Here is a 25,091-nt window from a genome sequence, read left to right on the forward strand (position 1 = left end):
ATGACGATCCACGTCCCCCCCCCTGCCACGACCTTCGCCGAACGCGTGCAGCGCGTGCGAAGCCCCGGCGGACTCGAGGCCTGGCTGGTCGAGGACCACACGCTGCCGATCCTGTCGGTGCAGTTCGGGTTCCGCGGCGGACCGGTGCTCGATCCGTCGGATCGGGCCGGCGCGGCGCGGATGCTCGCCGATCTGCTCACGGAAGGTGCCGGGCCACTGGAGGGCGGCGCGTTCCGGCGGGCCCTGGGCGACCAGGCCATCCGCCTGTCCTTCTCGATCTGGAGCGACACGCTGCGAGGCGAGCTCAAGACCCTCTCGCGCAACGCGGAGCGGGCCTTCGAGTTGCTCGGACTCGCCCTTCGCGCGCCGCTTTTGGCACCCGACGACGTGGCGCGTATCCGGGGCGCCGTCGCGTCCGAGGTGCGCGCAGGCCTGAGCCAGCCGGACAAGGTCGCAGGCCGGGCCTTCGCCGCCCGCGGCTTCGAAGGGCATCCCTATGCCCGCCCCGCCAACGGCGACCTCGCCAGCCTCGAGCGCATCGAACGCGTAGACCTCGTCGCCCTGCACGCGCGCATGGTGAGCCGCGGCAATCTTCGCGTTGCCGTCGTCGGTGCGATCGGGCCCGAGGCGCTCGGCGCCGCGCTCGACCGCGCCTTCGCCGAGCTTCCGCCGGAAGCGGTGGCGCCGACACCCGCCACCGTACTCGGCGGCCTCGGCGACCGGGTCGTGACGCGCCTGGAGTTGCCGCAATCCACGATCCGGTTCGGGCGGCCCGGCATTCCCCGCACGGACCCGGATTTCGCGGCCGCCATGGTCGTGAATCAGGGCCTCGGCGGCGGCGACCTGTCCTCGCGCCTGTTCCGCGCCGTCCGTGAGCAGCGGGGCCTGTGCTACTCGGTCCGCTCGATGCTTCAACTCGCGGACGGTGCCAGCACGCTGGTGGGCACGACGGCGACGCGCAACGACCGCGCGGCCGAGGCGCTCGGCGTGATCCAGGACGAGATCCATCGCCTCTCTCGCGAGGGCCTCGCCGCCGAGGAGATCGACAGGGCCAAGGGCTATCTGCTCGGCTCGCATAAGCTTCGCCTCGACACCTCCCCGGCCATCGCCGCCCTCATGCTCCAGTTGCAGCTGGATGGGCGCGAGCCGGACTGGCTCGATACGCGCAACCGCTGCATCGCGGCGGTGAGTCCGGCGGACGGCCGGCGCGCGGCCGAGCGTCTGCTCGGTGATGGCGGGCTGCTCGTCGCGGTGGCCGGCGATCCGGAGGGGCTGTGAGCGTGCCGGTCCGGCCGCGCGCGCACGAGGACAGAGGGCGGCACGGACCGCCGGACTGGGAGGTGAGAGCATGAGACCGATCGTCGTGATGAGCCTGGGCCTGATCCTCGCCCTGCCGAGCGCGGCCGGGGCGCAGCCATCGCCGCAGGACGCGGGCGCGGCCGCCGTGCCGGGCCAGCCGCTGGACGCCGCGTTGCGGCGACGGGCGGACCAGAATGCGATGGCGGCGGAGACGCGCGGCACGCTCCTGGCTCCCGGAGCCCCGCCGCAGGCGGGAGGCTCCGCTACGCCGGCCCAGAGGCCCCCGCGGCCGGAGAAGGCCATCGGACCGGATCTGGCGGGCTACATCTTCGCACCGATCGGAGTGATCGTCGGACCGATCACCGAGGGGCTTCACGCCTTCGATGCCGCTATCGCCCCGATCAACGAGGCGCTCCAACCCATCACCGGCCCCTACGGCGCCGCGCTGGTGGTGGGGCCGGACGGCGCACCGGTTCCACCGGAGGTGGCCGTCGCCGAACCGCCCCCCCCCGAGCCGCCGCGCTCCGCGCGCGGTCCGCGCAAGTAGCCGCGCCCACCCCTCCACACGGCCCGGCCGGCGCGTCGCGGGCCGAAGGCCGCTCAGCCCCGCTGAAATCCAGCGCAAGCCTGGAAAAGGTTCTCACCCATGTCCCTCTCGGAACTGCTAATCGGCGATCCGGCACCCGCGATCCAGGTCGAGACCTTCCTGAAGGGAGAGCCGATCGTTGTCCTCGCACCGGGGACCGTCCACGTCATCGAGTTCTGGGCGACTTGGTGCGGGCCCTGCAAGGCCAGCCTCCCGCACCTCACGGAACTCCAGAACCGCCACCCTCAGGTTCCGGTCATCGGCGTCGCGGTGGGGTGGACCGATCTCGACGAAGTACGCGCCTTCGTGCGCGAGCATGACGATGCGATCGGCTACCGGATCGCCGTTGATCGGGCACCGGCCGAAGGCGCGCGCCGGAGCCGGATGCGCGCAGCTTGGTGCGACGCCGCCTATGAGCAGGGCGTGCCGTCCGCCTTCATCGTCGACGGCAAGGGCCGGATCGCTTGGATCGGTCATCCGATGGATCTTGACGAGCCGCTCGCGGCGGTGATCGAAGGGCGATGGGACCTGCCTGCCGCGGCCGAAGCACACCGGGATCAGCTGGTGCAGAACAAGGTCCGCGAGGCCAGGGCTCTGGAACGGGCGGTCGCTGCCAGTTTCGCGGCGGGCGATCGCGAGGGGATCATCCGAGCCTACGACACGGCCTTCGCGGCCGAGCCCGAACTCGAACGGACGCACGGCTTCGGCAGGTTCAAGCAACTCGCGCCCGGGAGCGACGCCGCGCTGGATTACGGACTGCATCTGGTCGTGCGCGCGGCGGTCGATGACGTCAACACGCTCTTCAAGATCGGCACGAGCCTAATACAGGATATCGGCGCCCTGAAGGGACCGGCCCTGAAGCGCACCGCAGCCCTGAGCGTCGAGGCGCTGGAACGGGTGCGCCTCCTGATCGGCCCCGAACCCAGCCCCAGCCTCGCCATGCGTCTCTCGCAGGCCCTCGCGGAGGCCCTGCTCGCGTCGGGCCGGGCAGGCGAAGCGGCCTCTGCGGCCGGGCGGGCGCGGCAGGCCGGGATCGAGGCCGGGGCATCCGCCGAAGCGCTGACGTCAATCGAGGTCCTGCGGGACCGTTGCGCCAGCGCCGCGCCGCCGCAGCCGGCCGAGCCGCGGACGGTGATCTGCGTGGGCGACAGTTGCCGCCTCGCCTGACGGCGCCGCACAACCTACACAGGATAGGATCGGTAGATTCATCCAGAAATATGCGCGGCAGGCGTGTGAAGTTCGGCGTCTCGTCCCACAAGGAATGAGCGGCCGCGGACCAGCGCCGGTGAGACGCGCGTTTCACCGGCGCGTTTTCTGCCTTGGGGTAATCGCCCCGCGGTGTGCCCCGCTGCGGCACGAGCCGAATGCACCTCGATGACCCTCCATACTTGGCTCGCCTTCGTGGCGACCTCCTGCATCGTGCTTGCGATCCCGGGGCCGACCGCCCTGATCATTCTGCGCTACGCCACCCTGGGTGGCCGCGCGACGCTCCCCCGCGTCGTCGCGGGCGCGGTTCTGGGGGATAGCGTCGCCCTCACCATCTGCAATTTCGGCCTCGGCGCCCTGCTCGCGGCCTCTTCGGGCCTCCTGTCGATCCTCAAGGTGGCCGCGGCGGCCTACCTGATCGGTCTCGGCCTCACTTCCCTGTTCGGCCGGGCGGCCACCTCCGAGGCAACGGGTGCGGCGCCCCCACACGGCGGTCGTCCCTTTGCCAGCGTCTTCCTCGTCACCGCGCTGAACCCGAAAGGCCTCGTCTTCTTCTGTGCGCTGCTGCCCCAGTTCGTCGAGGCTTCGGAGCCCGTCCTGCCGCAGCTCGTGCTGCTCCAGGCCACGTTCTGCGGGCTCTCCCTGGTCGCGGCGATGAGCTGGGCCCTGGCGGGCACGCTCCTGGCCCGTACCACGGGTGGTCTGTTCCGGCGCGTCACGGGCGTTGCCCTGATCGGCGCCGGGGTGGCGCAGATGACGGGGAGGCTCGCATGAGCGCGGAATGCGAGCCGCCGGGCACCGCGCGGACGCGCCGCTGGATCGCGGAAGCGGTGGAGACGATCGAGGCGGATTTCAATCGCTCCGCCGACACCCATCTCCTGCGGGTCCCGCTCCCGGCCTTCCCCCACATCACCCTCTACCTCAAGGACGAATCGACCCATCCCACCGGCAGCCTCAAGCATCGGCTGGCGCGCTCGCTGTTCCTCTACGGTCTGTGCAGTGGGCGGATCGGTCCCCACACCACGGTGGTCGAGGCATCGAGCGGCTCCACCGCCGTGAGCGAAGCCTATTTCGCGCAACTCCTCGGCCTGCCCTTCGTCGCGGTGATGCCGCGGGCGACCTCCGCCGAAAAGGTGGTGCAGATCACCCGCTACGGCGGTCGCTGCCACTTCGTCGAGACGCCGTGCGCCGTCTACGCCGAGGCCGAGCAGCTCGCGGCCGCCCTGGATGGCCATTACATGGACCAGTTCACCTTCGCCGAGCGGGCGACGGACTGGCGCGGCAACAACAACATCGCCGAATCGATCTTCGCGCAGATGGCGCGCGAGGTGCACCCGATCCCCGCCTGGGTCGTCGTCGGCGCCGGAACCGGCGGCACTTCGGCTACGATCGGCCGCTTCATCCGCTATCGGCGCCTGGCGACCCGGCTCTGCCTCGCCGATCCGGAGGCCTCGGTCTTCCACCGCCACCTCGCCGACCGGTCGGTGCGCCTCGCCGACGGGCGATCCTCCATCATCGAGGGGATCGGCCGCGGGCGCTGCGAGCCCTCCTTTCTGCCCGATCTGATCGACCGCGCCGAGGCGGTGCCGGACGCTGCCAGCCTCGCCGCCGCACGGGTGCTCTCCGAGCGGCTCGGCCGTTCCTGCGGTGGCTCGACCGGCACCAATCTCTGGGCAGCGGCCCGGATCATCGCCGACATGTCGGCGCGGGGCGAGACCGGCTCGGTGGTGACGCTGCTGTGCGATTCGGGCGAGCGCTACCGCAGCACCCATCTCGACCCGCGCTGGCTCGCCGAGCGCGACCTCGTGCTCGATCCCTATCGGGCGGCCGTGGACGCATTCTTCGATCGCGGCCTTTGCCCCGCCGCCGCTTTGTCGGTCTGAGACCCCATCCACACGATTTTGCTGCGCGATCTACGCGAATAGGCTGCGAGCGGCGGCCCGCTCTCAATCGAGAGGCGCAGCGCGCGGTGAATTTCTCAAGCGGAGCCGTAGGGATTCGGCCGCCATCTCAGACAAAGGAGGGGAGAGCCAAGTTCAAGAGGCCGCAATGATCAAGGTTTGGGGGCATTCCGCATGCAGGGCCGGTCTTCCGGTCCTCGCGGTGCTTGTGGCAAGCGTCACGCCGGTGCAGGCCGGCCTCGATACGCAGATCGAGTTCAACATGCCCGCGGGTGATCTCGCCCGTACGCTGGTTGCGATCTCCCGCCAGGGCGGCGTGATGATCTCCTTCCCACCCGAAGTCGCCGCCGGCCGCCGGGCGGCCGCGCTTCAAGGCAGCCTCACCGTCCGCGAGGCGTTGCTTCGGGTTCTGGCGGGGACGGGCCTGCGCATGGTGCCGGGCGCGGCTGGCGGCGTCACCGTCGTCGCCGATACCGGCGCCTCGCCCGCCGCCGCCGCCGCGGGCCTCGGCGATGTCGCCGCCATCGACGTGACCGATGAGAGCGGGGGATCGCGCTTCGGCGATGTCGGGTTTCAGGCCGGCAATGCCGGCGACACGGTGCGTCTTGCCGGTGTCGCTGCGAAAGACATCCCGCTCTCGGTGAACGCAGTCACCTCTAATGTGATTCGATCCCAGGTCGCGACAAACGCAGGTGATGTGGCTCGGAACGTTTCCGGTGTTTCAATTGCAACGACATCTACCGGTGCGCAATCTTTCGTTATTCGAGGCGTCCCGACCGATAATGTTTCGATCAACGGGCAGGGCTTTAGCAACGGGGCGCTCAGCAGCGGCTTCAGCCAGATGCCAATCGACGACGTCGAGCGCGTCGAAGTGCTCAAGGGGCCGACGTCGATATTAAACGGCGCAAGTTCACTGGGCGGAACGGTAAACATCGCGACGAAGCAGCCGACCAATCAGGTAATTCGCGATGCGACGATACGCTATGGCTCATTCAATTATCGAACGCTTGCCTTCGATTTTGGTGGCCCCGTCGCGGACACGGAAAGCCTGACATATCGCTTCAATATCTCAGGAAATCATGCGGATGAAAATCATGCGGGCTACCGCGATGGGTATCAATATCTGATCTCGCCCTCGGCACGGTATGACAATGGCGACATTTCCATCTTGGCGGGTGTCCGCTATCGAAAGGAGCGGAGACTGCCGGCGCAGTATACGTTCGTAGAAGCATCAAACCTGATCATAAACAAGGATTTTGACAATTCAGCTTTGATGCGCCCCCTCAGGCTACCGCGTGGAGTTCCTTATCTCAACCCCCGACTTGCCGTCATCGATGAAACTGTAGATGTGTATTCTGACCAGACGCTTCGCTTCGGAGACGTTCTGGGTTTCGACACGACATTTAACAACCGATTCTTCTACAGCAAATCAAAAAATGAGATCAACACATTCAATTGGCCGAGCACCCTAAGACGATCTTCGGGCGACCCAATCAATGTTTATAGAACTACGCTGAGTTATTTTCCGTACGATTTCGAAAAAATCACAAATCGATCGGATATTACGCTCGTTCATGATGCGGGGTTTGCTCGCCAAACATCGAAATTCGGAATCGACTACCAGGCTCTTGGCCAGACTGTCGGCACCCTCAGATACGGAGGCTTACAGACGAATGCTTTTACTGGGTTACCATACTACAGTTTGATCAGCACTCCAGACTACAGCTTTTTTCCGAACAGCGGTGTTGACTTACGAAATTCGTACGGCGTAGGTTACTATTATATCGATCAAATTGATACTTTGGATAATCGACTTCACATACTTGGATCGGTTCGCTTCGATCGCTTCCGCCAAAGATTCAGAAATCCGATCGTCGTCCAAACTGAAGACAACAGGCAATTGGTGCCGAGATTGGGAAGCGGCCTGTCTTGGCTTGCCGGCGCCGCATTCGACGTCACCCCATACTTTACGGTCTACGGCTCGCGGAATGTGGGATTTAAGCCTAATTATACGACACAAAGGAACGGCCAACCACTGCCGCCCGGCTCAGCCGATCAGTGGGAGGTCGGAGGTCGTTTCTTCCTGTTTGATAAAAAGCTGACCGTTACGACGTCTTACTCGGATCTTTTCGAGAATAATACTTCTATTTGCGATCCGGAGGATTGTCGATATGCCATCCCAATCTCCGGTCTCTCGACACGAGCTTTCGAAGTCGATGTACAAGGAGAAGTTTATCCCGGATTGAATCTCATTGCATCTTTCGGACAAGTGATCGCCAAGTATGCAACAAACGAATTTCTACCCGCTCTGTCGGGAAGACCGCAGTTTACTGGGAGCTTGTGGACAACCTACACGTTTCAGGGCGGCCTTTTCCAAGGATTGACGCTCGGTTTCGGCGGGCGAGGTAATTCGAATAGCACGACAGATGATCCATCCGCACTTGATCAATACGCTCGACCGGTTCTCTACAAGACCCCTGGCTTCGTCACAGCCGACGCATTGATTGGATACGATTACAATCGCTGGTCCATGCAGCTTAAGATCGACAATATTTTCGATAAATATTACTATACGCCGAGCTATGGGGCGCAAGTTATAGGCGTCGGCCAAGGCAGGACGGTCCTTTTCCAGGCTCGATACTCATTCGAGTAAAAATGTATTTCCGCCAAAATCGAACAGCGATGGCCGCCGGTCAGACGACAGCAGACCACTCGATCAACGCCCTCTTCTTCCGGCGGATCGTCCGCCTGACGGTGCCGTTCTGGCGCCGGCCGCAATCCTGGTCGGCCTGGATCGGCCTCGCAGTGCTGCTGAGCCAGGGCGTCCTGCTGTCCTATCTCGTCGTGCGCTCGGCGGCCCTCCTGAAGGACGCCACGAATGCGCTGCTGGGCCGTGACGGGGCGGCGTTCGAGACGGCGCTGACGGCCTATCTGATCGTCTATGCCGCCAAGATGCTGGTGCCGCAGGCGCGGTTCATCGTCGATGGCTTCGTCGAGGCGGCGTGGTGCCGGTGGCTGAGCCGGCACGTGATCGATCAGTATCTGGCCCGGCGCGCCTATTACGACATCCGTTTGCGCGGCGACCTCGATAATCCCGACCAGCGCATTGCCGAGAGCGTGAAGCCTTTCATCGAGCACGCCATCCAGATGCTGCAATGGACGGTCGGCGTCGTGGCGCGGCTCGGCGGGGCCATCGCGGTCTTCCTCGCCATCGACGAGCGCTTCCTGCTCGTGGTTCCGGCGCTCGGGCTCGTGCAGGTCGCCGCGACCTATCTGACCGTCCCCCCCATCGTCCGGCGCCAGCTCGCGCTCCAGGTCGCCGAGGGCGATCTGCGGCGCGACCTCGTCCATATTCGCGATCACGCCGAGGCCATCGCCTTCTATGGCGGCGAGGCGGTGGAGAAGCGGGCGGTGATGGACCGCACCCGCGCGGCCGCCGACCGGGCGCTCCGCCTCGATCGGTTTCAGGCCGTGCTGTACCTCACAGTGCACGCCGCCTTCGCCTTGGCCTGGATGACGCTGCCCTACCTCGTTCTGGGCGAGCGCATCGCGGCGGGCGAGATGAGCTACGGGACGCTGGCCCAGGCCACCGCGATCACCCTGATGATGCGCGGCGTGATCGAGACGCTGTCCCAGATCGTCGCCTCGCTCGGCGAACTCGCCGTCCGGGTCGCCCGACTGGCGCCGCTCCAGGAGCGATTCGATGCGATGGCACGGGCGGACGAGCGGACCGACGTTCCCCGGATCGCGATGCGCCGCGGCGGTTGCCGCGTGACCGTCGAGAACCTCTCCCTCGAAACCCCGGACGGGGCGCGGCAGCTCGTGCGGGCCTTGAGCCTGACGGTCGAGCGGGGGGAAAGCCTCGTGATCGTCGGGGAGACGGGCGTGGGCAAGAGTTCGCTCCTGCGCGCCATGGCGGGCCTCTGGACCCGTGGACAGGGGGGCATCGCCATGCCCCCAGCCCGCGACACCCTGTTCCTGCCCCAGCGCCCCTACTTCACCGGTGGGGATTTGCGCGGCCAACTCCTCTATCCGCACGGGGTGGCGAGGTCCGACGCGGCGCTGCTCGAGGTTCTGGAGGCGGTGCGCCTGCCCGGCCTCGCCGCCACCCATGGCGGCCTCTCGGCGGTGCGGGACTGGTCCCAGACCCTCTCCGGCGGTGAGCAGCAGCGCATCGCCTTCGCCCGCGCCCTGATCGCCCGGCCTGACTTCGTGTTTCTCGACGAGGCGACGAGCGCCCTCGACGCGGCGACGGAGACGCATCTCTACACGCGGCTCGCCCGCAGCGGCGTCGGCTACGTCAGCGTCGGGCACCGACACGGCATCATTGCGCACCATACCCACATCCTGACGCTCAAGCCCGGAGGGCGCTGGACACTGGCGCCCGTGGCCGCGCGCTTGGCCGAGCCGGCGGAGGCACTGTGAGCGGGCTCGTCGGAGAGGGTGCTGCCGCCTACGACCCCTCGGTTTCGTCCTCCGCCCGGAAGGCGGATCTCGGCATCGACGGTCTGCTGTTGCGGCGCATCGCGCGTTTCTTCATTCCGTTCTGGACCCGCCGCGCGGCCTGGCCCTATTGGATCGCCATGGCCGCGATCCTCGGTCAGACGGCCCTCGTCACCTATCTGAACCTCGCCTCGTCCTATGCCCTCAGGGACATGACCAACGCGCTGACGGAGCGCGACGGGCCGCTGTTTCGCTGGCATTTCCTCGTCTACGCGGCGCTCTTCCTGGGCGAGATCCTCGTCGGCGGGCTGGTCATGATCCTGACCGCCTGGATCACCAAGGGCTGGCGGATCTGGCTGACCGAGTGGATCGCGGGACGCTATCTCGCCGACCGCGTCTACTACGACATCGCCCAGCGCGGCGGCATCGACAATCCGGATCAACGCATCCAGGAAAGCGTCTCGAACGTCGTCACCCTGTTCTTCGGCCTACCCGTGAGGGTGCTGGGCTCGCTCGGCGCGCTCGCCGCGGGCAGCGCCGTGCTCGGCTCGATCGACGGCGGGCTGATGCGGGTGGTGATCGCGGTCAGCCTCGCGCAATGCGTCGCGACCTATCTCGGCTACGTGCCGCTTGTACGCCTGCGCTACGCGGCGGCGATGGCCGCCGGCAACCTGCGCTACGGCCTCGCCCACGTCCACGCCAACGCCGAGGCGATCGCCTTCTACGAGGGCGAGCCGGCCGAGCGGACACGGTTGCACGGGCAGGTGGACGCTGTCGTGCGGCGCGATCTCATCGTCACGCTGTTCCGGCGGGCGGTGACCGACATGGCGCCCCTCATGTTCGGGTTGGCCTGGGTGGCGATTCCCTACCTCGTGCTTGCGCCCCGGCTGTTCGCCGGAGAGATCGATTTCGGGACCCTGACGCAGGGCATCGCGGTCTCGGCCTCTGTCGCCGCCACGGCGGCGGCTCTGCTCGGCATCCTGGCGCCCCTGTCCGGCGTCGCCCCCCACGCGGTGCGCATCGCCCAGATCGTCGAGCGCTTCGACGCAATCGAGGCGGAGCAGGCCGCGGGGGCCGACCGGCGGATTGCGATCGAACGCTGCGCCGGCACGGTCGCCCTCGACGCTCTCAGCCTCGAAACGCCGGGCGGCGAACAGCGCCTCGTGCGCGACCTGAGCCTGACGATGTTGTCGGGGGAGAACCTCGTCATCGTCGGCCGGACCGGCGTCGGCAAGAGTTCGCTTCTGCGCGCCATGGCCGGCCTGTGGACCCGGGGAAGCGGCCGCGTGGTGATGCCGCATGCCGCAGATTGCCTGTTTTTGCCGCAGCGTCCCTACGTGACGCTGGCGGATCTCCGAACGCAGCTTCTCTATCCGCATGGTGGCGACGTGCCCGATGCCGTCCTGCTCGACGCGCTGACGGCCGTGCGCTTGCCCGACCTCGCGGCGATCCATGGCGGCCTCTCGACGATCAAGGACTGGGGGCAGATCCTGTCACTGGGCGAGCAACAGCGGCTGGCCTTTGCCCGCGTGCTGATCGCGCGGCCCCGCTTCGTCCTCCTCGACGAGGCCACCAGCGCCGTGGACGGCGCGACCGAGACTCATCTCTACGGCGTCCTGGCGGCTACGGGCGCGCGCTTCGTGAGCGTCGGACACCGCGCCGGCATCCTGGCGCATCATGCCCAGATGCTGACCCTTGAGCCCGGCGGCGGCTGGACGCTGACCCCGGTGTCGGCCGCTCCGCACACGCGGTAAATCCGGTCGCGATCGAACATTCGGCCTCAAGCATCGTCCTGGATCCCAGATCCAGGACGATGCTTGAGGCTCTTGTTTTCGCATCATCTTTTTTTCGAAGGCCGGCAACCGCCTTTCGGGACGATGCTCTGGAGCCGTATCCGGCCCCATTGCATCGGGCCGGCGCCTCTCGGTCCTTATTGTGACGCGCATTTTTTCGGCGAACCGGTGACCCCTTCGTCGGAATGCGTTCCAGACCGCGCGTACCGGCCCGTCTCTCCTCACGCGCGGAATATCGCGCCGCTGTCGCGAGGCGCACAGGGGGCATCCGCCGATCGCGGGGCGCCGACCTCCCCTCGCCCCGATGGCCGCGGCCGGGGCGCAGCGACCTGTCGAGGTCGGCCTCGCTCTGCGGATCACGGCCTCGATCGAGCCCGTCGGATGGGAACCGCCTCATCGGGGCGCAGCCCGTCCGGTTGCACCTCCAGCGCGATCCCGTCCGGAGCACGGAAATAACGTGCTGGATGAAGTGGGGATCGTGAGAGCGTGGAGTGGATTGGGTTATATTTCTGTCATATGTTGGCATGGCGGGTGCATGGTGCTCGATAACAAGACCCGACCTCGGGGTCGGGATACGGTGCTGGAACAATCATCTGTTCCAGCGCCAAGTCGAAAAGCAAGCTTTTGCGCGCGCGGACAACTTTGGAAAGCTAGACTACAACAAAAAGTGTAAATCCGGGCTAGGGACTTTTCTAATCTAAGAGACGCTCATCCCCGCATCGCGCGTGCGGCGGATGACGAAACAGAACAACGGGCTGCCTTCACGTCTACGGTGGAGGTCCAGCTGCGAGCGCGGGGGTATTGATGGCACGTGTTGCTGGCGTTCTGGATGCAAGGCTGGTCGAGACGATGTTCCGGGAGCATTCCTCCTGGCTCGGCTCGTGGTTGTCGCGACAGCCTTGGACGGTCCACGCCTCCGAAGATATCGTCTCGGATGTCTTCCTGTCGCTTATGACTCTGCCGAACGTGGGAAGCGTGCGTGAACCGCGCGCGATGATGACCACGATCGCCAAGCGGATCATCTTCGATGCCCGCCGCCGCAAGAAGCTTCAGAATGCCTACGAGGATGCGCTCCTGACCATCCCGGAGGCCGTCGACGTCTCGCCAGAAGAGCGGCTCATCATCGTCCAGGCGCTCCAGAAGATCGATGCCGTGCTCTCCCAGCTGTCGCCCAGAGCCCGCGCGGCATTCCTCATGAGTCAGATCGATGGCATGTCGAACAAGGAGATCGCCCAGGAACTCAACGTCTCGCTCAGCGCCGTGAGCAAGTACATGACTCAGGGCTTTTCCGCGGTCTATCTGGCAAGGGCGGACATCTGAGGGATGGCGAACGCGAACGTCCGTCGGAAAAGCGACATCGACGATCCCCGGATCGACGGGAGCGGCCGTGAAGCCATCAAGTGGATGGTGGCCGTGAGCGCCGGACGGATGTCGGAGAGTCAGCTTCGGGACTTCGAACGGTGGCGCGGTTCCAGCCCCGGCAACGCCGAAGCCTGGAATCGCCTGTCGGGCGGTCTTCAGCCCTTCGACATCCTGGCCCGCTCCGGCCTTCCCCGCGGCACGGTCTCCCAGATCCGTGGGCGGGCGACCATGCGCGACCGCAGATCGGTCCTGGCCGGTTTGGTCGGCCTCGTCGCGGCGGGGGGCGTCGGCACGACCGCCCTTCAGCGCTTCGTGCCGCTGCAGGACCTCTTCAACGATCGATACACCCGCACGGCCGAGCACGCGCGCTTCGAACTCAATGACGGCAGCAAGGTCGTGCTGGCGCCGCGCTCGTCGATCAACGTCGTGCTCTCTGCGGCGGAGCGGCGCGTGGAACTCGTGATCGGCCGGATGATGCTGGACGTGTCCGAGCAGGACACCCGCCCGTTCGTGGTCGATCTGGGCTCATTCCGGCTCGATGCGTCGGCAGGCACCTTCGTTCTCGACCGGCATGAGGGGCGCCTGGCCGTCACGGGCCTCAAGGGCAGCGGCACGATCCAAGGGGAAGGGCGTTACTTCAACGTCTTGACGAGCGAACGCGTCAGTCACGACGGGACCGGTTTTTCGCGCAGCAAGATCGATGCCGAGGCCGAAGCGTCTTGGACAACCGGGTTCACCGTGATCGACGATGAACCCGTCGCGAGCATCGTCGAGCAGATTCGCCCGTACTTCGCCGGTTTCATCCGGCTCAGCCCCGAGGTGGCGGATCGGCGCGCGACGGGCGTGTTCAACCTCTTCGAACCCATCGCAGCTCTGGATACACTCGCTCGATCCGTCGGTTTGAAGATAACCCAGACCGCCGGCATCTGGATCAAGATCGAATCTTCGGCCTGATCAAAGGCCGGCCGTCGATCGCAGGCCTTTGATCAGGCCGATGTCGTTGCCTTCTGCTGACCCGCAATCCATCATCGCAGATCGACAAGAGTGAACGGGCGAGGCCAGCTCGACAGCTTCGCCCGAATGTGTATTTGGACGCGCAGGTCAGCGCCGCGGCAAGGTGTGCAGCCCGCGTAGGAAGAGGTCGACGTCCTCCCGCGTGTTGTAGAAGGCCAAAGAGGCGCGCACCGACTGATCGACGCCGAAGCGGCGCAGGGCCGGCAGGGCGCAGTGATGGCCCGAGCGCACCGCGATTCCGAGAGAATCGAGGTGGTGGGCGACGGCCTCGTTGGTGAGGCCATCGATCGTGAAGGACATGACGCTCGCCTTGTCGAGCGCGGTACCGATCAGGCGCAGGCCCTTCACCTCAGCCAAGCCTTCCTGGGCGTAGTCGAGCAGGTCGTGCTCGTAGGCCGCGATCGCCGGCAGGCCGACGCTCTCGAGGTAGTCGAGCGCTGCACCGAGGCCGACGGCGCCGGCAATGTCGGGCGTGCCCGCCTCGAATTTTTCGGGCGCGCCCTTGTAGACGGTCTTGGCGAAGGTGACGTCCTCGATCATGTGGCCGCCGCCCTGCCACGGCGGCATCGCCTCCAGGAGGTGCCGCTTCCCGTACAGGGCGCCGATGCCGGTCGGCCCGAACACCTTATGGCCGGAGAACACCAGGAAATCGGCGTCGAGCGCCTGCACGTCGATGGGGATGTGCGGGGTCGATTGCGCGGCATCGACCAGCACCGGCACGCCGTAGGCATGCGCCAGAGCGATGATTTCCCGGATCGGGTTCACCGTGCCGAGCGCGTTGGCGACATGCGTGACCGAGACGATCTTGGTGCGGCCCGAGAGCAAAGCGGCGTATTGCTCGAAGATGATCTCGCCCCGGTCGTTGACCGGGATCACCCGGATCGTCGCGCCGGTCGCCTGCGCCAGCAATTGCCAGGGCACGATGTTGGCGTGGTGCTCGATGGTCGAGACGATGATCTCGTCGCCCGCGCCGATATTCGCCCGGCCGTAGGAGTTGGCGACGAGGTTGATCGCTTCCGTGGTGCCGCGCAGGAAGACGATGTCGTCCTTGCTCGGCGCGTTGAGGAAGCGCCGCGTCTTCTCGCGCCCGCCCTCGAACAGATCCGTGGAGCGCGCCGCCAGCGTGTGCGCGGCCCGGTGGATGTTCGAGTTGTGGCGACTGTAGAACTCCGCTGTGGCGTCGATCACGCTCTGCGGCTTGTGGGTGGTGGCCGCGTTGTCGAGCCAGACGAGGCGGTGGCCGTTCACGCTCTGGTGCAGCGCCGGGAAGTCCTTTCGCACGTGCTCGACATCGAACGGCGCGCCGGCCGGGACCGACCCGTGCGAGGTCACCCGCGGGGCGGGCCCCGCGTGGCGCGAGGGCTCGACCCGCAGCTGGGCGGCAGCCTTCTTGCCCCTCGCGGGCGGCGGGGCCGGGCTCAGGAAGTAGTAATCGCCCGTGTTGTCGGGAGCGGATCCGCCCGGATGCGGGCGCTGGCCGGTGCGCGAAAAACGCTCCTGCGCGGCGTCGCCGCCGGGCTTGCCGGGATCGCGCGGCACGAGGTGCGGCGCCAGCGCGTGGGCGAAGCCGTTGGCGCGGGGATGGTCGGTCGCGATCTGCCGGTGCAGGTCGGGGCCGCCGGGGATCGCCGCGGCTACGTCGGGCAAGCTCGGTACGAAGAATTCGGGCAGCCGGTCCGGGCTCGGGAACGGATGCACCGAGGGGATCGCCGCCACATCGAACAGGTTTGCGCTCGCCGGCGCGGGCGTCGCACCGACCGGGTTGGCGTGGGACGGACCGGTCAGGCCCGGCAGGCCGACCGGCGGCGCACCGAAGGTCCGGGCAGCCTGGGCCGAGACGTCGGGCTGAAAGCCCGACGGCAGCGCGCCCGACGGCACGGAGGGCGTGCCGAGGGCGGCGCCGGGCAGCGCGGGCTGCCCGGAACCGGTGGGGAGGGTTTCCAGGTCCTGCGGGGCCTGAGGCGTCTGCGGCAGGTGGGTCTGGAACGGCGCGCTGGCCGCCTGTCCCTGGCCATAGATCTCGCGGGCGAGGCGCGAGACGAGATCGGCATGCGCCAGATCGCCCGCGCTGCCGGTCGGAAGACCGAGAGCGGGTGCGTTAGGCGTAGTCATGGTAGTTGCCCAGCAGCACGTTATCGAGACGGGCGATCGCGTCCTCGACCAGCACGGCGGCCGAGAAGTAGCGGGTCACGAGGTGCGAGGCGATGGAGTGATCGTTGGTGCCCATGTAACGCACCGACAGGCCGGGCTCGATCTCGCCGGTCACGCCCGACTTCTGCAGGCCGACCACGCCCTGCTCGCCCTCGCCGACGCGCAGCAGCAGGATCGAGGTGGTCTGCGCACCCGTCGCCGGATCGGTGTCGATCGGCAGCTTGTCGCTCGGCACCAGCGGCACGCCGCGCCAGGTGATGAAGGGCGCGCCGAAGAGGTGGACGACCACGGGTGGCACCCCGCGGCGGGTGGCCTCGCGGCCGAAGGCGGCGATGGCGCGCGGATGGGCCACGAAGAAGGCGGGCTTCTTCCACACCAGGGTCAGCAGCTCGTCCAGATCGTCCGGGGTCGGCGGCCCTGAGCGGGTCGGGATGCGCTGGCGGCCGGCGACCTCGCCGAGCAGGCCGAACTGCGAGTTGTTCAGCAGTTCCCACTCCTCGCGCTCCTTCACGGCATCGACCGTGAGGCGGATCTGCTCGCGCAGCTGATCGATCTCGTTGGAATAGAGATCGGTGACGCGGGTGTGGGTGTTGAGGATCGTCTGGATCGTCGAGAGGTGATACTCGCGCGGATCGATCTCGTAATCGACGAAGGTGGTCGGCAGGCGCGGCTCGCCGGCATGGACCGCCAGGAGTTCGATACCCTGCTCGCCGTAGGAGTTGGTGTGGCCTTTCAGGCGGTCACGCTCCTCCTGGTACTGGTCGATGCGCGAGCGGACGGCCTCGTCCTCGATCGCGGCGCGGTCGAGGGTGAGCAGCGTCACCGCCGAGAGCGCCTTCACCGCCGGCGCCGGGCCGGCCTCACCGACGAGGGCGTCGTCGCCGAAATAGTCGCCGCGCGTGGCAAGCCCCTGGCGCAGCCGGCCCTTATAGGGGCCCGACAGGGTCAGCTCGACCGTGCCGTCGGCAACCACAACGAGGCTGCGGCCGGACGAGCCCTCCTCGGCGATGACCTCGCCGGCCTTGTGCCGGCTCTGCGTGAACTTGTCCGCGAGCGCGGCCAGTTCGGCGTCGCCCAGGCGGCTGAACAGCGGCACGGCCCGCAGCGAGCTGGGGCGTATTGTGCGGCCCTTGTCCTCAAGACTGAGATCGATGCGGCCGGGCTTGGCCAGCACCACGGCGCGGCGGTTGACCCGGTAGACGCCGCCGGCAACGTCGACGAAGGGCAGGAGACGCAGGAGGAAACGGGGAGTGTTGGCGACATTCTGGACCGACGTGACGGTCGCGGTCGCTAGATTACGCGCAGCGGATGCACTCACGCTCAGGCCCGGTCCACTCATCGCTCGTCGTCTCCTTACGGTGTTTCGGAAGTTCGGCCGGCGCGGACGGGGGGACCGGCGCCGGCAGCTCATCGGGTTCTGGTGACAGGCAGCCGCCGACATGGCGCAGGCACAAAGGCCGCGCCGGCACCGCACTGAACTTGCGATCACCGTCACGCTATTGATTACGACTTGCCCGAACAGGGTCTATCGAGACCTTCAGTCGGAGCGATTGATGTACTAGGCGCGGCAGTAACCAGCGGTCAACGGAATGATCTTCCAATTTTTTAGGCAAGCGCAGAATGCGAATCTTTCGAATCTGTATTATTGAGCAATGTATTTTGCAAAATCGCGAGTAATGAGAATAATACTCTCCAGATCGCTCTCTGACGAGAAGGGCGTGAAGCAACCCGTTGCGGAAAGATTTTTCTGGCCGCCGGCTCAGATTCCGTCGCCGAAACCGAAGGACTGATCCATGGTCTGGGCGGGCTCCTCGTCGCTCCGCAGGCGCGAGACCACCCGTGCCGGTACGCCCGCGACGGTGGTGTGGGCGGGCACCTCGTGCAGCACCACCGCGGCGGCGGCGACCTTGGCGCCTTCCCCGACCCGGATGTTGCCGAGCACTTTGGCGCCGACGCTGAGCAGCACGCCGCGGGCGATCTTCGGATGCCGGTCGCCACTCTCCTTGCCGTTGCCGCCGAGCGTCACCGACTGGAGGATCGAGACGTCGTCGGCCACGACCGTGGTCTCGCCGATGACGACGCCGGTGGCATGATCGATGAAAACCCCCGAGCCGATCCGCGCCGCCGGGTGAATGTCGCAGCCGAACACCTCGGAGATACGGCTCTGCACGTGCAGGGCGAGCGTCGCCCGACCCTGATGCCAGAGCCAGTGCGCCACCCGGTAGCCTTCGAGCGCGGCAAAACCCTTGTAGAACAGGAACGGATCGAGATAGCGCCGGCAGGTCGGGTCGCGCTCACGGATGGCGATGAGGTCGCGCACGGCGTGCAGCCCTGCATGCCGGTCGGCCTCGAATGCGGAGAAGCAGAGATCGCGCATGGTGAGCCGCGACAGGTCGCCGTCGCCGAGTCGGTGGGCGAGGCGATAGGCCAGAGCCTCCGACAGGCTGCGCTGGTCGAGGACCGTCGCCTGGATCAGGCCGGCATAGAGCGGCTCCTCGATCAGCGCGGCCTCGGCCTCGGCGCGCATCGCGGCCCATACGTCGGTCTCCGCCGTGCTTCGGTTCGTGGCGCGCAGCGGCAGCGTGATCGCCAGCGCCGGCATCTCGGGAAGGGGGCGGGCCGCGCGCCAGCCGGCCGCATCGCGGCGCTCGTCATGGCCGTGCATCTTCGGACGGTCCGATCGCTTCAGGAGATGCGCCGGAACAGGTCCGGCAGGTAGCTCTGCAGGGTCTCGTGGCCGTCGAACTGGACATCGATCGTGGCGCGGCCGGCCTGACCGTGGATGCCGACCACCCAGCCCCGCGCATGGCGCCAGATCCCGAGGGCTTCGGCGAGGTCGAGCCGATCGAACACGACCTGATCGCCGGGAAGCATCGTCGCACTCAGCATGATGGTGTCCTTGAAGCGGAAATCCCGTCACGGCTTCCGATCCACCGGCTCGCGCACAGCTTGTCGAATCGCGCATCGCGGGAGGGGTAGGAAGAGCCTACCAAGCGTGCCGGGATACGGGAGAAGATTTGCTGCGCGGGAGAGCGGATCAAGAGCATTATTTTCGATAAGTCATTGTTTCAATTCGATAATTATCGACAGAACGCCGTTTGGCAAGCCTTGTTCCTTACTTCTCGCCGCGCGACCCCGGAGCAGGACGGCGGCCCGCCGTCGCCTGGGATCTGATGCCGATACGCCGAGCGGTCGGCCGCTCCGCCAAGACAAGGCGGCGGACGTTGCGCACCGGTTACGACTCCACGCCAACGAGAAGCGCCGGCTCGTCCTGTGCCTGCTGCGTGAGGACCGGCTGATCGCGTTTCGGCGCGAGAGCCAAACCCTGTCCGACCCGACGGGAGGATCCCAGGGTCGCCCGGCTGCTCGCGACCTTGACGGACATCGTCTGCCCGCAGATCGGCTGAGCGTGCCGGGCACCGCACCCCTCCGCTCGCAGCGCCGCCGGCGACGCAGACGGGCTCATGGCGCACCCGCGGGCCGCATGTCGATGTTGTAGCCTTTGCGTTATCTCGGCCTCATTCGGGTGCCGGACAGGCGCGGAGCCGTACGGGTTTTGCGCGAATGATATCAGGCCGCCGCCGTCTCGGGCTCTGCTTCTGCCGGCCCTGGAGCCAGCACCCGCATGGCGTTGAGGATGACCGCGACGTCGATGGCTTCCTGGAGCAGCGCGCCCTGAAGCGGCGTCAGGTAGCCGAAGGCTGCGGCAACCATTCCGGCGAGCGAGAATCCGAGGCCGACCCAGACGCTCTGAAGGGCGATGAACTTGGCCCGGCGGGCGATGCGGATCGCGCCCGGAAGCGGGGCGAGGCTATCGACGAGCAGGACTACGTCGGCGGCTTCGGCCGCCGCGGCCGCGCCCCGTACGCCGAGCGCCACGCCGAGATCCGCCGCGGCCAGCGCGGGGGCGTCGTTCACGCCGTCCCCGACCATCATCACAGGCCCTCGCGCCCGCTCGGCCGCCACCACGGCGGTCTTGTCCGCCGGATCGAGGTCGGCAGCGATGGCATCGATGGGCGCTCCCGCGACGAGCGCCTCGGCGATCGAGCGCCGGTCGCCCGTCGCAAGCACGATGCGCCGGATGCCGCAGGCCCGCAGGGCCGCGAGCACGGCGGCGCCGTCCGCCCGCAGCGGGTCCGTCAAGTTCAATCTGCCCGCCGGGCGCCCATCGACGGCCACGAGCACCACCGCCGCAGCGCCGCTCGCCGCGATCGGCTGCTCTTCGGCCGGGAAGGTCAGCCCTATCCTGCGCATCAGGCGCGGCCCTCCGATCGAGACCGAGGCGCCCTCGACCGAACCTGTCACCCCTTCCCCCGGCATCTCCTGCACTCGTTCCGGCTGCGCGAGGTCGAGCCCCCGCTCCAGGGCCTCGTCGACGAGGGCCCGCGCCGTCGGATGCGCGGAGACTTGATCGAGGGAGGCGGCGAGCCGAAGCACCTCTGCCTCATCGAACGGCGGGAAGGCCTCGGTGGCCGATAAATGGGCCGTGCCATGCGTCAGCGTGCCGGTCTTGTCGACCACGAGGACGCTGACCTTGGCCAGCGTCTCCAGGGCGCCCCCGCCCTTGATCAGCACCCCGCTCGCCGCCGCCCGCGACAGGCCGGAGACAAGGGCGACCGGAACCGCGAGGATGAGCGGACACGGCGTCGCGACCACGAGGACGGCGAGGCCTCGCAGCGGATCTTGGGTGACCGCCCAGGCGCCCCCGGCGAGAGCAAGGGTGACGGCGAGAAAGGCAAGGCCATAGCGGTCGGCCAAGCGCACCATCGGCGCCTTCCGTTCGCGTGCGGCCTCGACCAGGCGGACGATACCCGCATAGGTGCTCTCCGCTGCCCGGCGCTCGGCCACCAGCGAGAAGGGTGTCCCGACGTTGACGGAGCCGCTGAGCACCGCGCCTCCCGCTTCGTGGATGACGGGCAGCGCCTCGCCGGTAAGGCTCGCTTGGTCGAGCACGGCGCGGCTCGCCACGACGCGCCCATCGACGGGGACGACGTCGCCGACCCGGACCAGCACGCGGTCGCCCGAGACGACCGCGTCGATGGGCACCTCGTGCACGCCTTCGCTGTCCTCGCGGAGTGCGGTGCGTGGCTGCCGTGACAGCAGCGCAGTCATCTCCCGGGCCGCGCGTCCCGCCGCGAAGGCTTCGAGCGCCTGACCGCCCGCGTACATCAGGGCGATGACCACGCCGGCAAGCGGCTGTCCGAGAGCGATGGCTCCGCTCATCGAAAGGAGCGCGACGAGGTCGAGGCCGACATCGCCCTTCAGGAGGCTCGTGACGACCTCACGGGCAAGACTGGCGAGCACGACCAGGGTCGGGACGGTCCAGGCCCAGAAGGCAACGTCCGGCGCGCCGAACGCCTGTGCGGCCAACCCGGCGCAGAGCCCGACGAGCGGAAGCGTCGCCTGCCAACGGTGCAGCGCTTGCCGCCACCGGCCACCGTCCGCAGACGCTTCGCCCCTTGCGGTCGTAGATCCGGGGCGGGTCGTCTCGAAGGGCGCTGGAACAGGCATGACATTCGATCAAACGCGACCGGCCGGGCCAGAGCAAGGTGTGATCTTCCCGACCCCGTTCCGCCGGGCGCCAGCGCTGCGGCGTCGGCCTTCATCGGCTCAATGCTCGACTTCGCCTCGAGATCGGCAGGGATGCGCCGGTTGCCGCGCGCCTGCTTGAGGCGAAACCCGCTCTGTCGTTTCAGGGATCGCCAAGGCGTCTCGCTCTTGACAGTAAATTAGATATATCTAATTTAGCTTGATCTAACATACCGCGATCCGGTACGAGGGCAGCCGGTCCAAGCAACTCCGGAGCCGGCGTGCGGAGCCCATAGCGCCCGCGGGTTTGCCGCTGTCGCAGCCCGAGAGAGATCCCCATGGACGGTTTCACGCCACTCAGCGCCACTCTCGGCGGCATCATGATCGGCGCCTCCGCTGCCCTGTTCCTGCTTCTGAATGGACGGATCGCCGGCATCAGCGGCATCCTCGGCGGGCTGCTCACCCCTCCCTCGCGCGAGACTTGGTGGCGGGCCGCCTTCCTGGCCGGCTTGGTCCTGGCGCCGCTGGTCTATGCCGGCCTGGGAGGAAGCCTGCTGTCGGTGACGGTCGACGCCTCGTTCACGCTCCTCGTCGTCGCGGGTCTGCTGGTCGGGTTTGGCGCGCGCCTCGGGGCCGGCTGCACCAGCGGTCACGGCGTCTGCGGCATCGGTCGCGGCTCACCCCGCTCCCTCGCTGCCACCGGCACCTTCATGGCTGTGGCCATCCTGACCGTCTTCGTCACGCGCCACCTGCTCGGAGCCTGAGCCATGGCCAAAACCGTTATGGCCAAAACCGTTTCTGCCTTCGCCGTCGGCCTGCTGTTCGGGCTCGGCCTGCTCGTCTCCGGCATGGCTGATCCGGCCAAGGTCCTCGCCTTCCTCGACGTGGCGGGACGCTGGGATCCGAGCCTTGCCCTTGTCATGGCGGGCGCCGTCGCGGTCTCGGCCGCCGGCACCCTCGTCGCACGGCAGCGCGGCCGGCCGCTGCTCGCGCCCCGGTTGGAGATCCCGACCCGGCGCGACCTCGACCCGCGCCTGATCGCCGGTGCCGCGGTCTTCGGCATCGGCTGGGGCTTGGTGGGCCTGTGCCCCGGGCCGGCGCTGACCCTCCTGACGGTCGCGCCTGCGCAAGCCGCGACCTTCGTCGTCGCCATGGTCGTCGGCATGCTGCTGTTCCGCCTCGTGCCCTCGGCGGCCTCGAAGCCGACGGCCGTTCAAGGGGCTGACGCGTAAACCCCGGCTTGCTCACGCCCGGTCTCGCCACCGCCTCTGGCGGGGGCGGCGGGGCGGCTCGATCCTCGCAGTCCCGCTGCTGACATGCGTGGTCGGCGTGAACTCGCCTCACGTCGCTATCCGCACCCGCGCCCTGGCGGTCACGGTCAGCGCGGCGGTCAACCTCGTCCTGCAGAGGGCCGGGACCGTGACGTGGCGATGCGCGGCCGCGTTCTCGCTGACAGGCGTCCCCGGAGCGCTCTCTGGCTCGGCGGAAGTCGGTCTCGCAGCTCTTCGACGCCGGGCCAGGTTTCAACCAGTTGCTTCTCTTACCGCGATAGAGAAACTTGGCGGAGAACCTTGGCCCGGACCGTGTCTCACGTCAGATCACCGCATGTTCGATTGGAACGACCTCACCTTCTTCCTGGAGCTTGCCCGGCATGGCCGGCTGATGCCGGCCGCGCGTCGGCTCAGGGTCGATAACACGACAGTCAGCCGTCGCATTGCGGAGTTGGAGCGGGGGCTCGACACAAAACTCTTCCAGCGCTGCTCCGACGGCTTCCTGCTGACCGAGGCCGGCCACAAGCTCTTCGTGATCGCGGAGACGATCGAACAGAAGATGCTGTCCGTGCCGGAAGAACTCGGTCTTTCGGATGGAGCCGAGCCCGCGGGACGCGTGCGCGTCGCCAGCATGGAAGGCATCGCCGCGTTCTACCTGTCGGCCAAGTTCGCCGAGTTCGCCGCCGCCATGCCCGGCATCGTGGTCGAACTCGTCACGGAGCGGCACCTCATCAACTTGACCAAACGCGAGGCCGACATCTCGGTGTCCTTCGTGCCGCCCCAGGGCCCGCGCCTCAAGGTGCGGCGGGTCGGCGAGTTCCGCTTGGCCCTGTTCGGATCAGAACGCTACTTGGCCACGCACGGCCGCCCGAAGACGCGCGCCGACCTTCAGGACCACGCTTTCGTGGACTACGTCGATGATCTCGTGGCGATCGAGCCGGTGCATTGGCTGCTCGAAGTCCTGAAGCCGACGAACGTGGCCTTCCGCTCCACCAGCATGGCCGCCCAGCAGACAGCCGTCGCCGCAGGGGCGGGGCTCGGCCTGCTGCCGCTTTTTTCAGCAAAGACCAACCCGGCGCTCATCCCCGTCCTGGCGGACGATGTCGTGGTGCAGCGCGAACTCTATCTCGGTGTTCACGAAGACATCGAGCATGCCGGCCGGATCCGCGCCGTGACCCGCTTCCTGGCCGACCTGTTCGCAACGGAGGCAAAGTACTTGAACCGATTTTAGGCAGGTCACGGCAAGAATGCAGCGGGCGTTGCGGATTTTCCACCTTCGCGACGGGGACGGCCTCTGTTGCAAATGCGGCATCCCGTTCCAGGAGCCGTGTCGATGTCCCTCCAATACCCGAAGTTCAAGGCGGCCGCCTGCCACGTCGCCTCGGTCTTCCTCGACAGCATCGCCTCCGCCGAGAAGGCCGTTGCACTGATCGGCGAGGCCGCCCGCGCGGGCGCCGATCTCGTGGTTTTTCCCGAGGGGTACATGCCGGGCTTCCCCCTCTGGGCGGCCCTGCGGGCGCCGATCCACAACCACGATCTGTTCAAGCGCCTCGCGGCCCAGTCCGTGCGCCTGGACGGCCCGGAGATCGGCGCGGTCCGCGCCGCCGCCCGGCGCCACGGCGTGCTCGTCTCGCTGGGGTTCAGCGAGAGCACCGAGGCCAGCCTCGGCTGCTTGTGGAACGCGAACGTGCTGATCGGCCGCGACGGGGCGATCCTCAACCACCACCGCAAGCTCGTGCCGACCTTCTACGAGAAGCTCATCTGGGCGAACGGCGACGCCCGGGGCCTGCGCGTGACGCCCACCGAGATCGGCCGCGTCGGCATGCTGATCTGCGGTGAGAACACCAATCCGCTGGCCCGGTACACGCTGATGGCGCAGGGCGAGCAGGTCCACATCTCGACCTACCCGCCGGCCTGGCCGACCCGCCCGCCGGGAGAAAGCGCCGCCTACGACCTGAAACGGGCCATCGAGATCCGTGCCGGGGCGCATGCCTTCGAGGCCAAGGTGTTCAACATCGTCTGCTCCGCCGTCCTCGACGCGGCCGCCAGGGCCACCCTCTGCGACGGGGACACCGCCCTCGCCGAGCTCGTCGAGCGGACCCCGGCGGGCGTATCCATGGTCCTCGACCCCACCGGCTCCCATGTCGTGGAGCCGCACCAGGGGGACGAGACGATCGTCTACGCCGACATCGACATCGAGGCCTGCGTCGAGCCCAAGCAGTTCCACGACGTCGTCGGCTACTACAACCGCTTCGACATCTTCCGCCTCCATGTCGACCGCACGCCGCGCGAGCCGATCAGTTTCGACGCGGCCGTCCGGCCGTCGGGAGTTGCCGCCGACGGCGTCGATGGGCTCGAGGCCCTCGATCCGGATGGCGCGCGCGCACAGCCCGGCTTCGGCGAGCCGGCGCCGGTCCAGCCGCTTCGCCGCGCAGGCCACTGAGACGGTTCGGGCGCGGCCGAGCCTCGAAGGTGACGCCGCGCCGGCTCCGGGGGCTTCGGCCTCCCGGAGGTATTCGCCAGATCCCGCACGAAT

Annotated in this window: 19 protein-coding genes and 1 pseudogene; 15 read left to right on the plus strand and 5 right to left on the minus strand. The window is 67.5% G+C overall.

Annotated features, from left to right (window positions below; all coding sequences use genetic code 11):
• The 10 genes from Y590_RS04545 to Y590_RS04585 all read left to right on the plus strand — a co-directional run bounded on the left by Y590_RS04545 (nucleotide 1) and on the right by Y590_RS04585 (nucleotide 13,544).
• A complete protein-coding gene (locus tag Y590_RS04545; protein ID WP_060768819.1) occupies nucleotides 1-1,278 on the plus strand; it encodes a M16 family metallopeptidase in 1,278 nt (425 codons plus the stop codon).
• A gap of 70 nt (nucleotides 1,279-1,348) precedes the next feature.
• A complete protein-coding gene (locus Y590_RS04550; RefSeq protein ID WP_060768820.1) occupies nucleotides 1,349-1,846 on the plus strand; it encodes a hypothetical protein in 498 nt (165 codons plus the stop codon).
• Between the two features lie 99 nt (nucleotides 1,847-1,945).
• The gene (locus Y590_RS04555; protein ID WP_083530750.1) at nucleotides 1,946-3,052 is read left to right on the plus strand and encodes a TlpA family protein disulfide reductase; all 1,107 of its coding nucleotides are present in this window, start codon (nucleotides 1,946-1,948) and stop codon (nucleotides 3,050-3,052) included.
• Between the two features lie 207 nt (nucleotides 3,053-3,259).
• On the plus strand, nucleotides 3,260-3,865 hold the full coding sequence (locus tag Y590_RS04560; protein WP_060768821.1) for a LysE family translocator: 606 nt from the start codon (nucleotides 3,260-3,262) through the stop codon (nucleotides 3,863-3,865).
• A complete protein-coding gene (locus tag Y590_RS04565; RefSeq protein ID WP_060768822.1) occupies nucleotides 3,862-4,974 on the plus strand; it encodes a PLP-dependent cysteine synthase family protein in 1,113 nt (370 codons plus the stop codon). Before Y590_RS04560 ends, Y590_RS04565 begins: the two co-directional genes overlap by 4 nt.
• Before the next feature lie 166 nt (nucleotides 4,975-5,140).
• Nucleotides 5,141-7,645 carry a TonB-dependent siderophore receptor gene (locus Y590_RS25420; protein WP_083530751.1) on the plus strand — a complete coding sequence of 835 codons (2,505 nt, stop codon included), beginning with the start codon at nucleotides 5,141-5,143 and terminating at the stop codon, nucleotides 7,643-7,645.
• 29 nt (nucleotides 7,646-7,674) lie between these two features.
• Entirely contained in the window at nucleotides 7,675-9,417 is a 1,743-nt protein-coding gene (locus Y590_RS04570) for an ABC transporter ATP-binding protein/permease (protein ID WP_060768823.1), read from the plus strand.
• A complete protein-coding gene (locus Y590_RS04575) occupies nucleotides 9,414-11,189 on the plus strand; it encodes an ABC transporter ATP-binding protein/permease (protein ID WP_060768824.1) in 1,776 nt (591 codons plus the stop codon). The genes Y590_RS04570 and Y590_RS04575 overlap by 4 nt, the downstream gene beginning before the upstream one ends.
• Before the next feature lie 843 nt (nucleotides 11,190-12,032).
• Nucleotides 12,033-12,548 (plus strand): sigma-70 family RNA polymerase sigma factor, encoded by a 516-nt coding sequence (locus tag Y590_RS04580; protein ID WP_060768825.1) that lies wholly within the window; start codon nucleotides 12,033-12,035, stop codon nucleotides 12,546-12,548.
• 3 nt (nucleotides 12,549-12,551) lie between these two features.
• Nucleotides 12,552-13,544, plus strand: coding sequence for a FecR family protein (locus Y590_RS04585; protein ID WP_060768826.1), 993 nt, complete (start codon nucleotides 12,552-12,554; stop codon nucleotides 13,542-13,544).
• 147 nt (nucleotides 13,545-13,691) lie between these two features.
• Here Y590_RS04585 and Y590_RS04590 read toward each other — a convergent pair whose 3' ends face one another.
• The 4 genes from Y590_RS04590 to Y590_RS04605 form a co-directional block, all read right to left on the minus strand.
• Nucleotides 13,692-15,716: a family 2A encapsulin nanocompartment cargo protein cysteine desulfurase gene (locus tag Y590_RS04590; RefSeq protein WP_060768827.1), complete on the minus strand. Its 2,025-nt coding sequence runs from the start codon at nucleotides 15,714-15,716 to the stop codon at nucleotides 13,692-13,694.
• Nucleotides 15,703-17,094 carry a family 2B encapsulin nanocompartment shell protein gene (locus Y590_RS04595; RefSeq protein ID WP_060768828.1) on the minus strand — a complete coding sequence of 464 codons (1,392 nt, stop codon included), beginning with the start codon at nucleotides 17,092-17,094 and terminating at the stop codon, nucleotides 15,703-15,705. Before Y590_RS04595 ends, Y590_RS04590 begins: the two co-directional genes overlap by 14 nt.
• Nucleotides 17,095-17,514: 420 nt before the next feature.
• On the minus strand, nucleotides 17,515-18,357 hold the full coding sequence (gene cysE / locus Y590_RS04600; protein WP_060772159.1) for a serine O-acetyltransferase: 843 nt from the start codon (nucleotides 18,355-18,357) through the stop codon (nucleotides 17,515-17,517).
• Nucleotides 18,358-18,440: 83 nt separating this feature from the next.
• Entirely contained in the window at nucleotides 18,441-18,644 is a 204-nt protein-coding gene (locus Y590_RS04605; protein WP_060768829.1) for a hypothetical protein, read from the minus strand.
• 274 nt (nucleotides 18,645-18,918) lie between these two features.
• Here Y590_RS04605 and Y590_RS27200 point away from each other — a divergent pair.
• Nucleotides 18,919-19,162, plus strand: a pseudogene (locus Y590_RS27200) (transcriptional regulator).
• Nucleotides 19,163-19,325: 163 nt separating this feature from the next.
• Here Y590_RS27200 and Y590_RS04615 read toward each other — a convergent pair.
• Nucleotides 19,326-21,266 carry a heavy metal translocating P-type ATPase gene (locus Y590_RS04615; protein WP_060768831.1) on the minus strand — a complete coding sequence of 647 codons (1,941 nt, stop codon included), beginning with the start codon at nucleotides 21,264-21,266 and terminating at the stop codon, nucleotides 19,326-19,328.
• 356 nt (nucleotides 21,267-21,622) lie between these two features.
• On the opposite strand from Y590_RS04615, the gene Y590_RS04620 reads away from it, so the two are divergent.
• The 4 genes from Y590_RS04620 (at nucleotide 21,623) to Y590_RS04635 (ending at nucleotide 24,998) form a co-directional block, all read left to right on the plus strand.
• Complete coding sequence (locus Y590_RS04620) at nucleotides 21,623-22,048, plus strand: YeeE/YedE family protein (RefSeq protein ID WP_060768832.1); 426 nt, start codon at nucleotides 21,623-21,625, stop codon at nucleotides 22,046-22,048.
• 18 nt (nucleotides 22,049-22,066) lie between these two features.
• Nucleotides 22,067-22,516, plus strand: coding sequence for a DUF6691 family protein (locus tag Y590_RS04625; RefSeq protein WP_060768833.1), 450 nt, complete (start codon nucleotides 22,067-22,069; stop codon nucleotides 22,514-22,516).
• A 373-nt stretch (nucleotides 22,517-22,889) separates the two neighbouring features.
• Complete coding sequence (locus Y590_RS04630; RefSeq protein ID WP_060768834.1) at nucleotides 22,890-23,786, plus strand: LysR family transcriptional regulator; 897 nt, start codon at nucleotides 22,890-22,892, stop codon at nucleotides 23,784-23,786.
• A gap of 102 nt (nucleotides 23,787-23,888) precedes the next feature.
• Complete coding sequence (locus Y590_RS04635) at nucleotides 23,889-24,998, plus strand: carbon-nitrogen hydrolase family protein (protein ID WP_060768835.1); 1,110 nt, start codon at nucleotides 23,889-23,891, stop codon at nucleotides 24,996-24,998.
• Nucleotides 24,999-25,091 lie beyond the last annotated feature (93 nt).

Origin of the sequence: Methylobacterium sp. AMS5 (genome assembly GCF_001542815.1) — a bacterium.
Taxonomy (GTDB): Bacteria; Pseudomonadota; Alphaproteobacteria; order Rhizobiales; family Beijerinckiaceae; genus Methylobacterium.

What these genes read in the sequence shown, in the direction of transcription:
- Y590_RS04545 (WP_060768819.1), top strand. Translation starts at nt 1, where the DNA reads ATGACGATCCACGTCCCCCCCCCTGCCACGACCTTCGCCGAACGCGTG.
- Y590_RS04550 (WP_060768820.1), top strand. Translation starts at nt 1,349, where the DNA reads ATGAGACCGATCGTCGTGATGAGCCTGGGCCTGATCCTCGCCCTGCCG.
- Y590_RS04555 (WP_083530750.1), top strand. Translation starts at nt 1,946, where the DNA reads ATGTCCCTCTCGGAACTGCTAATCGGCGATCCGGCACCCGCGATCCAG.
- Y590_RS04560 (WP_060768821.1), top strand. Translation starts at nt 3,260, where the DNA reads ATGACCCTCCATACTTGGCTCGCCTTCGTGGCGACCTCCTGCATCGTG.
- Y590_RS04565 (WP_060768822.1), top strand. Translation starts at nt 3,862, where the DNA reads ATGAGCGCGGAATGCGAGCCGCCGGGCACCGCGCGGACGCGCCGCTGG.
- Y590_RS25420 (WP_083530751.1), top strand. Translation starts at nt 5,141, where the DNA reads ATGATCAAGGTTTGGGGGCATTCCGCATGCAGGGCCGGTCTTCCGGTC.
- Y590_RS04570 (WP_060768823.1), top strand. Translation starts at nt 7,675, where the DNA reads ATGGCCGCCGGTCAGACGACAGCAGACCACTCGATCAACGCCCTCTTC.
- Y590_RS04580 (WP_060768825.1), top strand. Translation starts at nt 12,033, where the DNA reads ATGGCACGTGTTGCTGGCGTTCTGGATGCAAGGCTGGTCGAGACGATG.
- Y590_RS04585 (WP_060768826.1), top strand. Translation starts at nt 12,552, where the DNA reads ATGGCGAACGCGAACGTCCGTCGGAAAAGCGACATCGACGATCCCCGG.
- Y590_RS04590 (WP_060768827.1), bottom strand. Translation starts at nt 15,716, where the DNA reads ATGACTACGCCTAACGCACCCGCTCTCGGTCTTCCGACCGGCAGCGCG.
- Y590_RS04595 (WP_060768828.1), bottom strand. Translation starts at nt 17,094, where the DNA reads ATGAGTGGACCGGGCCTGAGCGTGAGTGCATCCGCTGCGCGTAATCTA.
- cysE (WP_060772159.1), bottom strand. Translation starts at nt 18,357, where the DNA reads ATGCCGGCGCTGGCGATCACGCTGCCGCTGCGCGCCACGAACCGAAGC.
- Y590_RS04605 (WP_060768829.1), bottom strand. Translation starts at nt 18,644, where the DNA reads ATGCTGAGTGCGACGATGCTTCCCGGCGATCAGGTCGTGTTCGATCGG.
- Y590_RS04615 (WP_060768831.1), bottom strand. Translation starts at nt 21,266, where the DNA reads ATGCCTGTTCCAGCGCCCTTCGAGACGACCCGCCCCGGATCTACGACC.
- Y590_RS04620 (WP_060768832.1), top strand. Translation starts at nt 21,623, where the DNA reads ATGGACGGTTTCACGCCACTCAGCGCCACTCTCGGCGGCATCATGATC.
- Y590_RS04625 (WP_060768833.1), top strand. Translation starts at nt 22,067, where the DNA reads ATGGCCAAAACCGTTTCTGCCTTCGCCGTCGGCCTGCTGTTCGGGCTC.
- Y590_RS04630 (WP_060768834.1), top strand. Translation starts at nt 22,890, where the DNA reads ATGTTCGATTGGAACGACCTCACCTTCTTCCTGGAGCTTGCCCGGCAT.
- Y590_RS04635 (WP_060768835.1), top strand. Translation starts at nt 23,889, where the DNA reads ATGTCCCTCCAATACCCGAAGTTCAAGGCGGCCGCCTGCCACGTCGCC.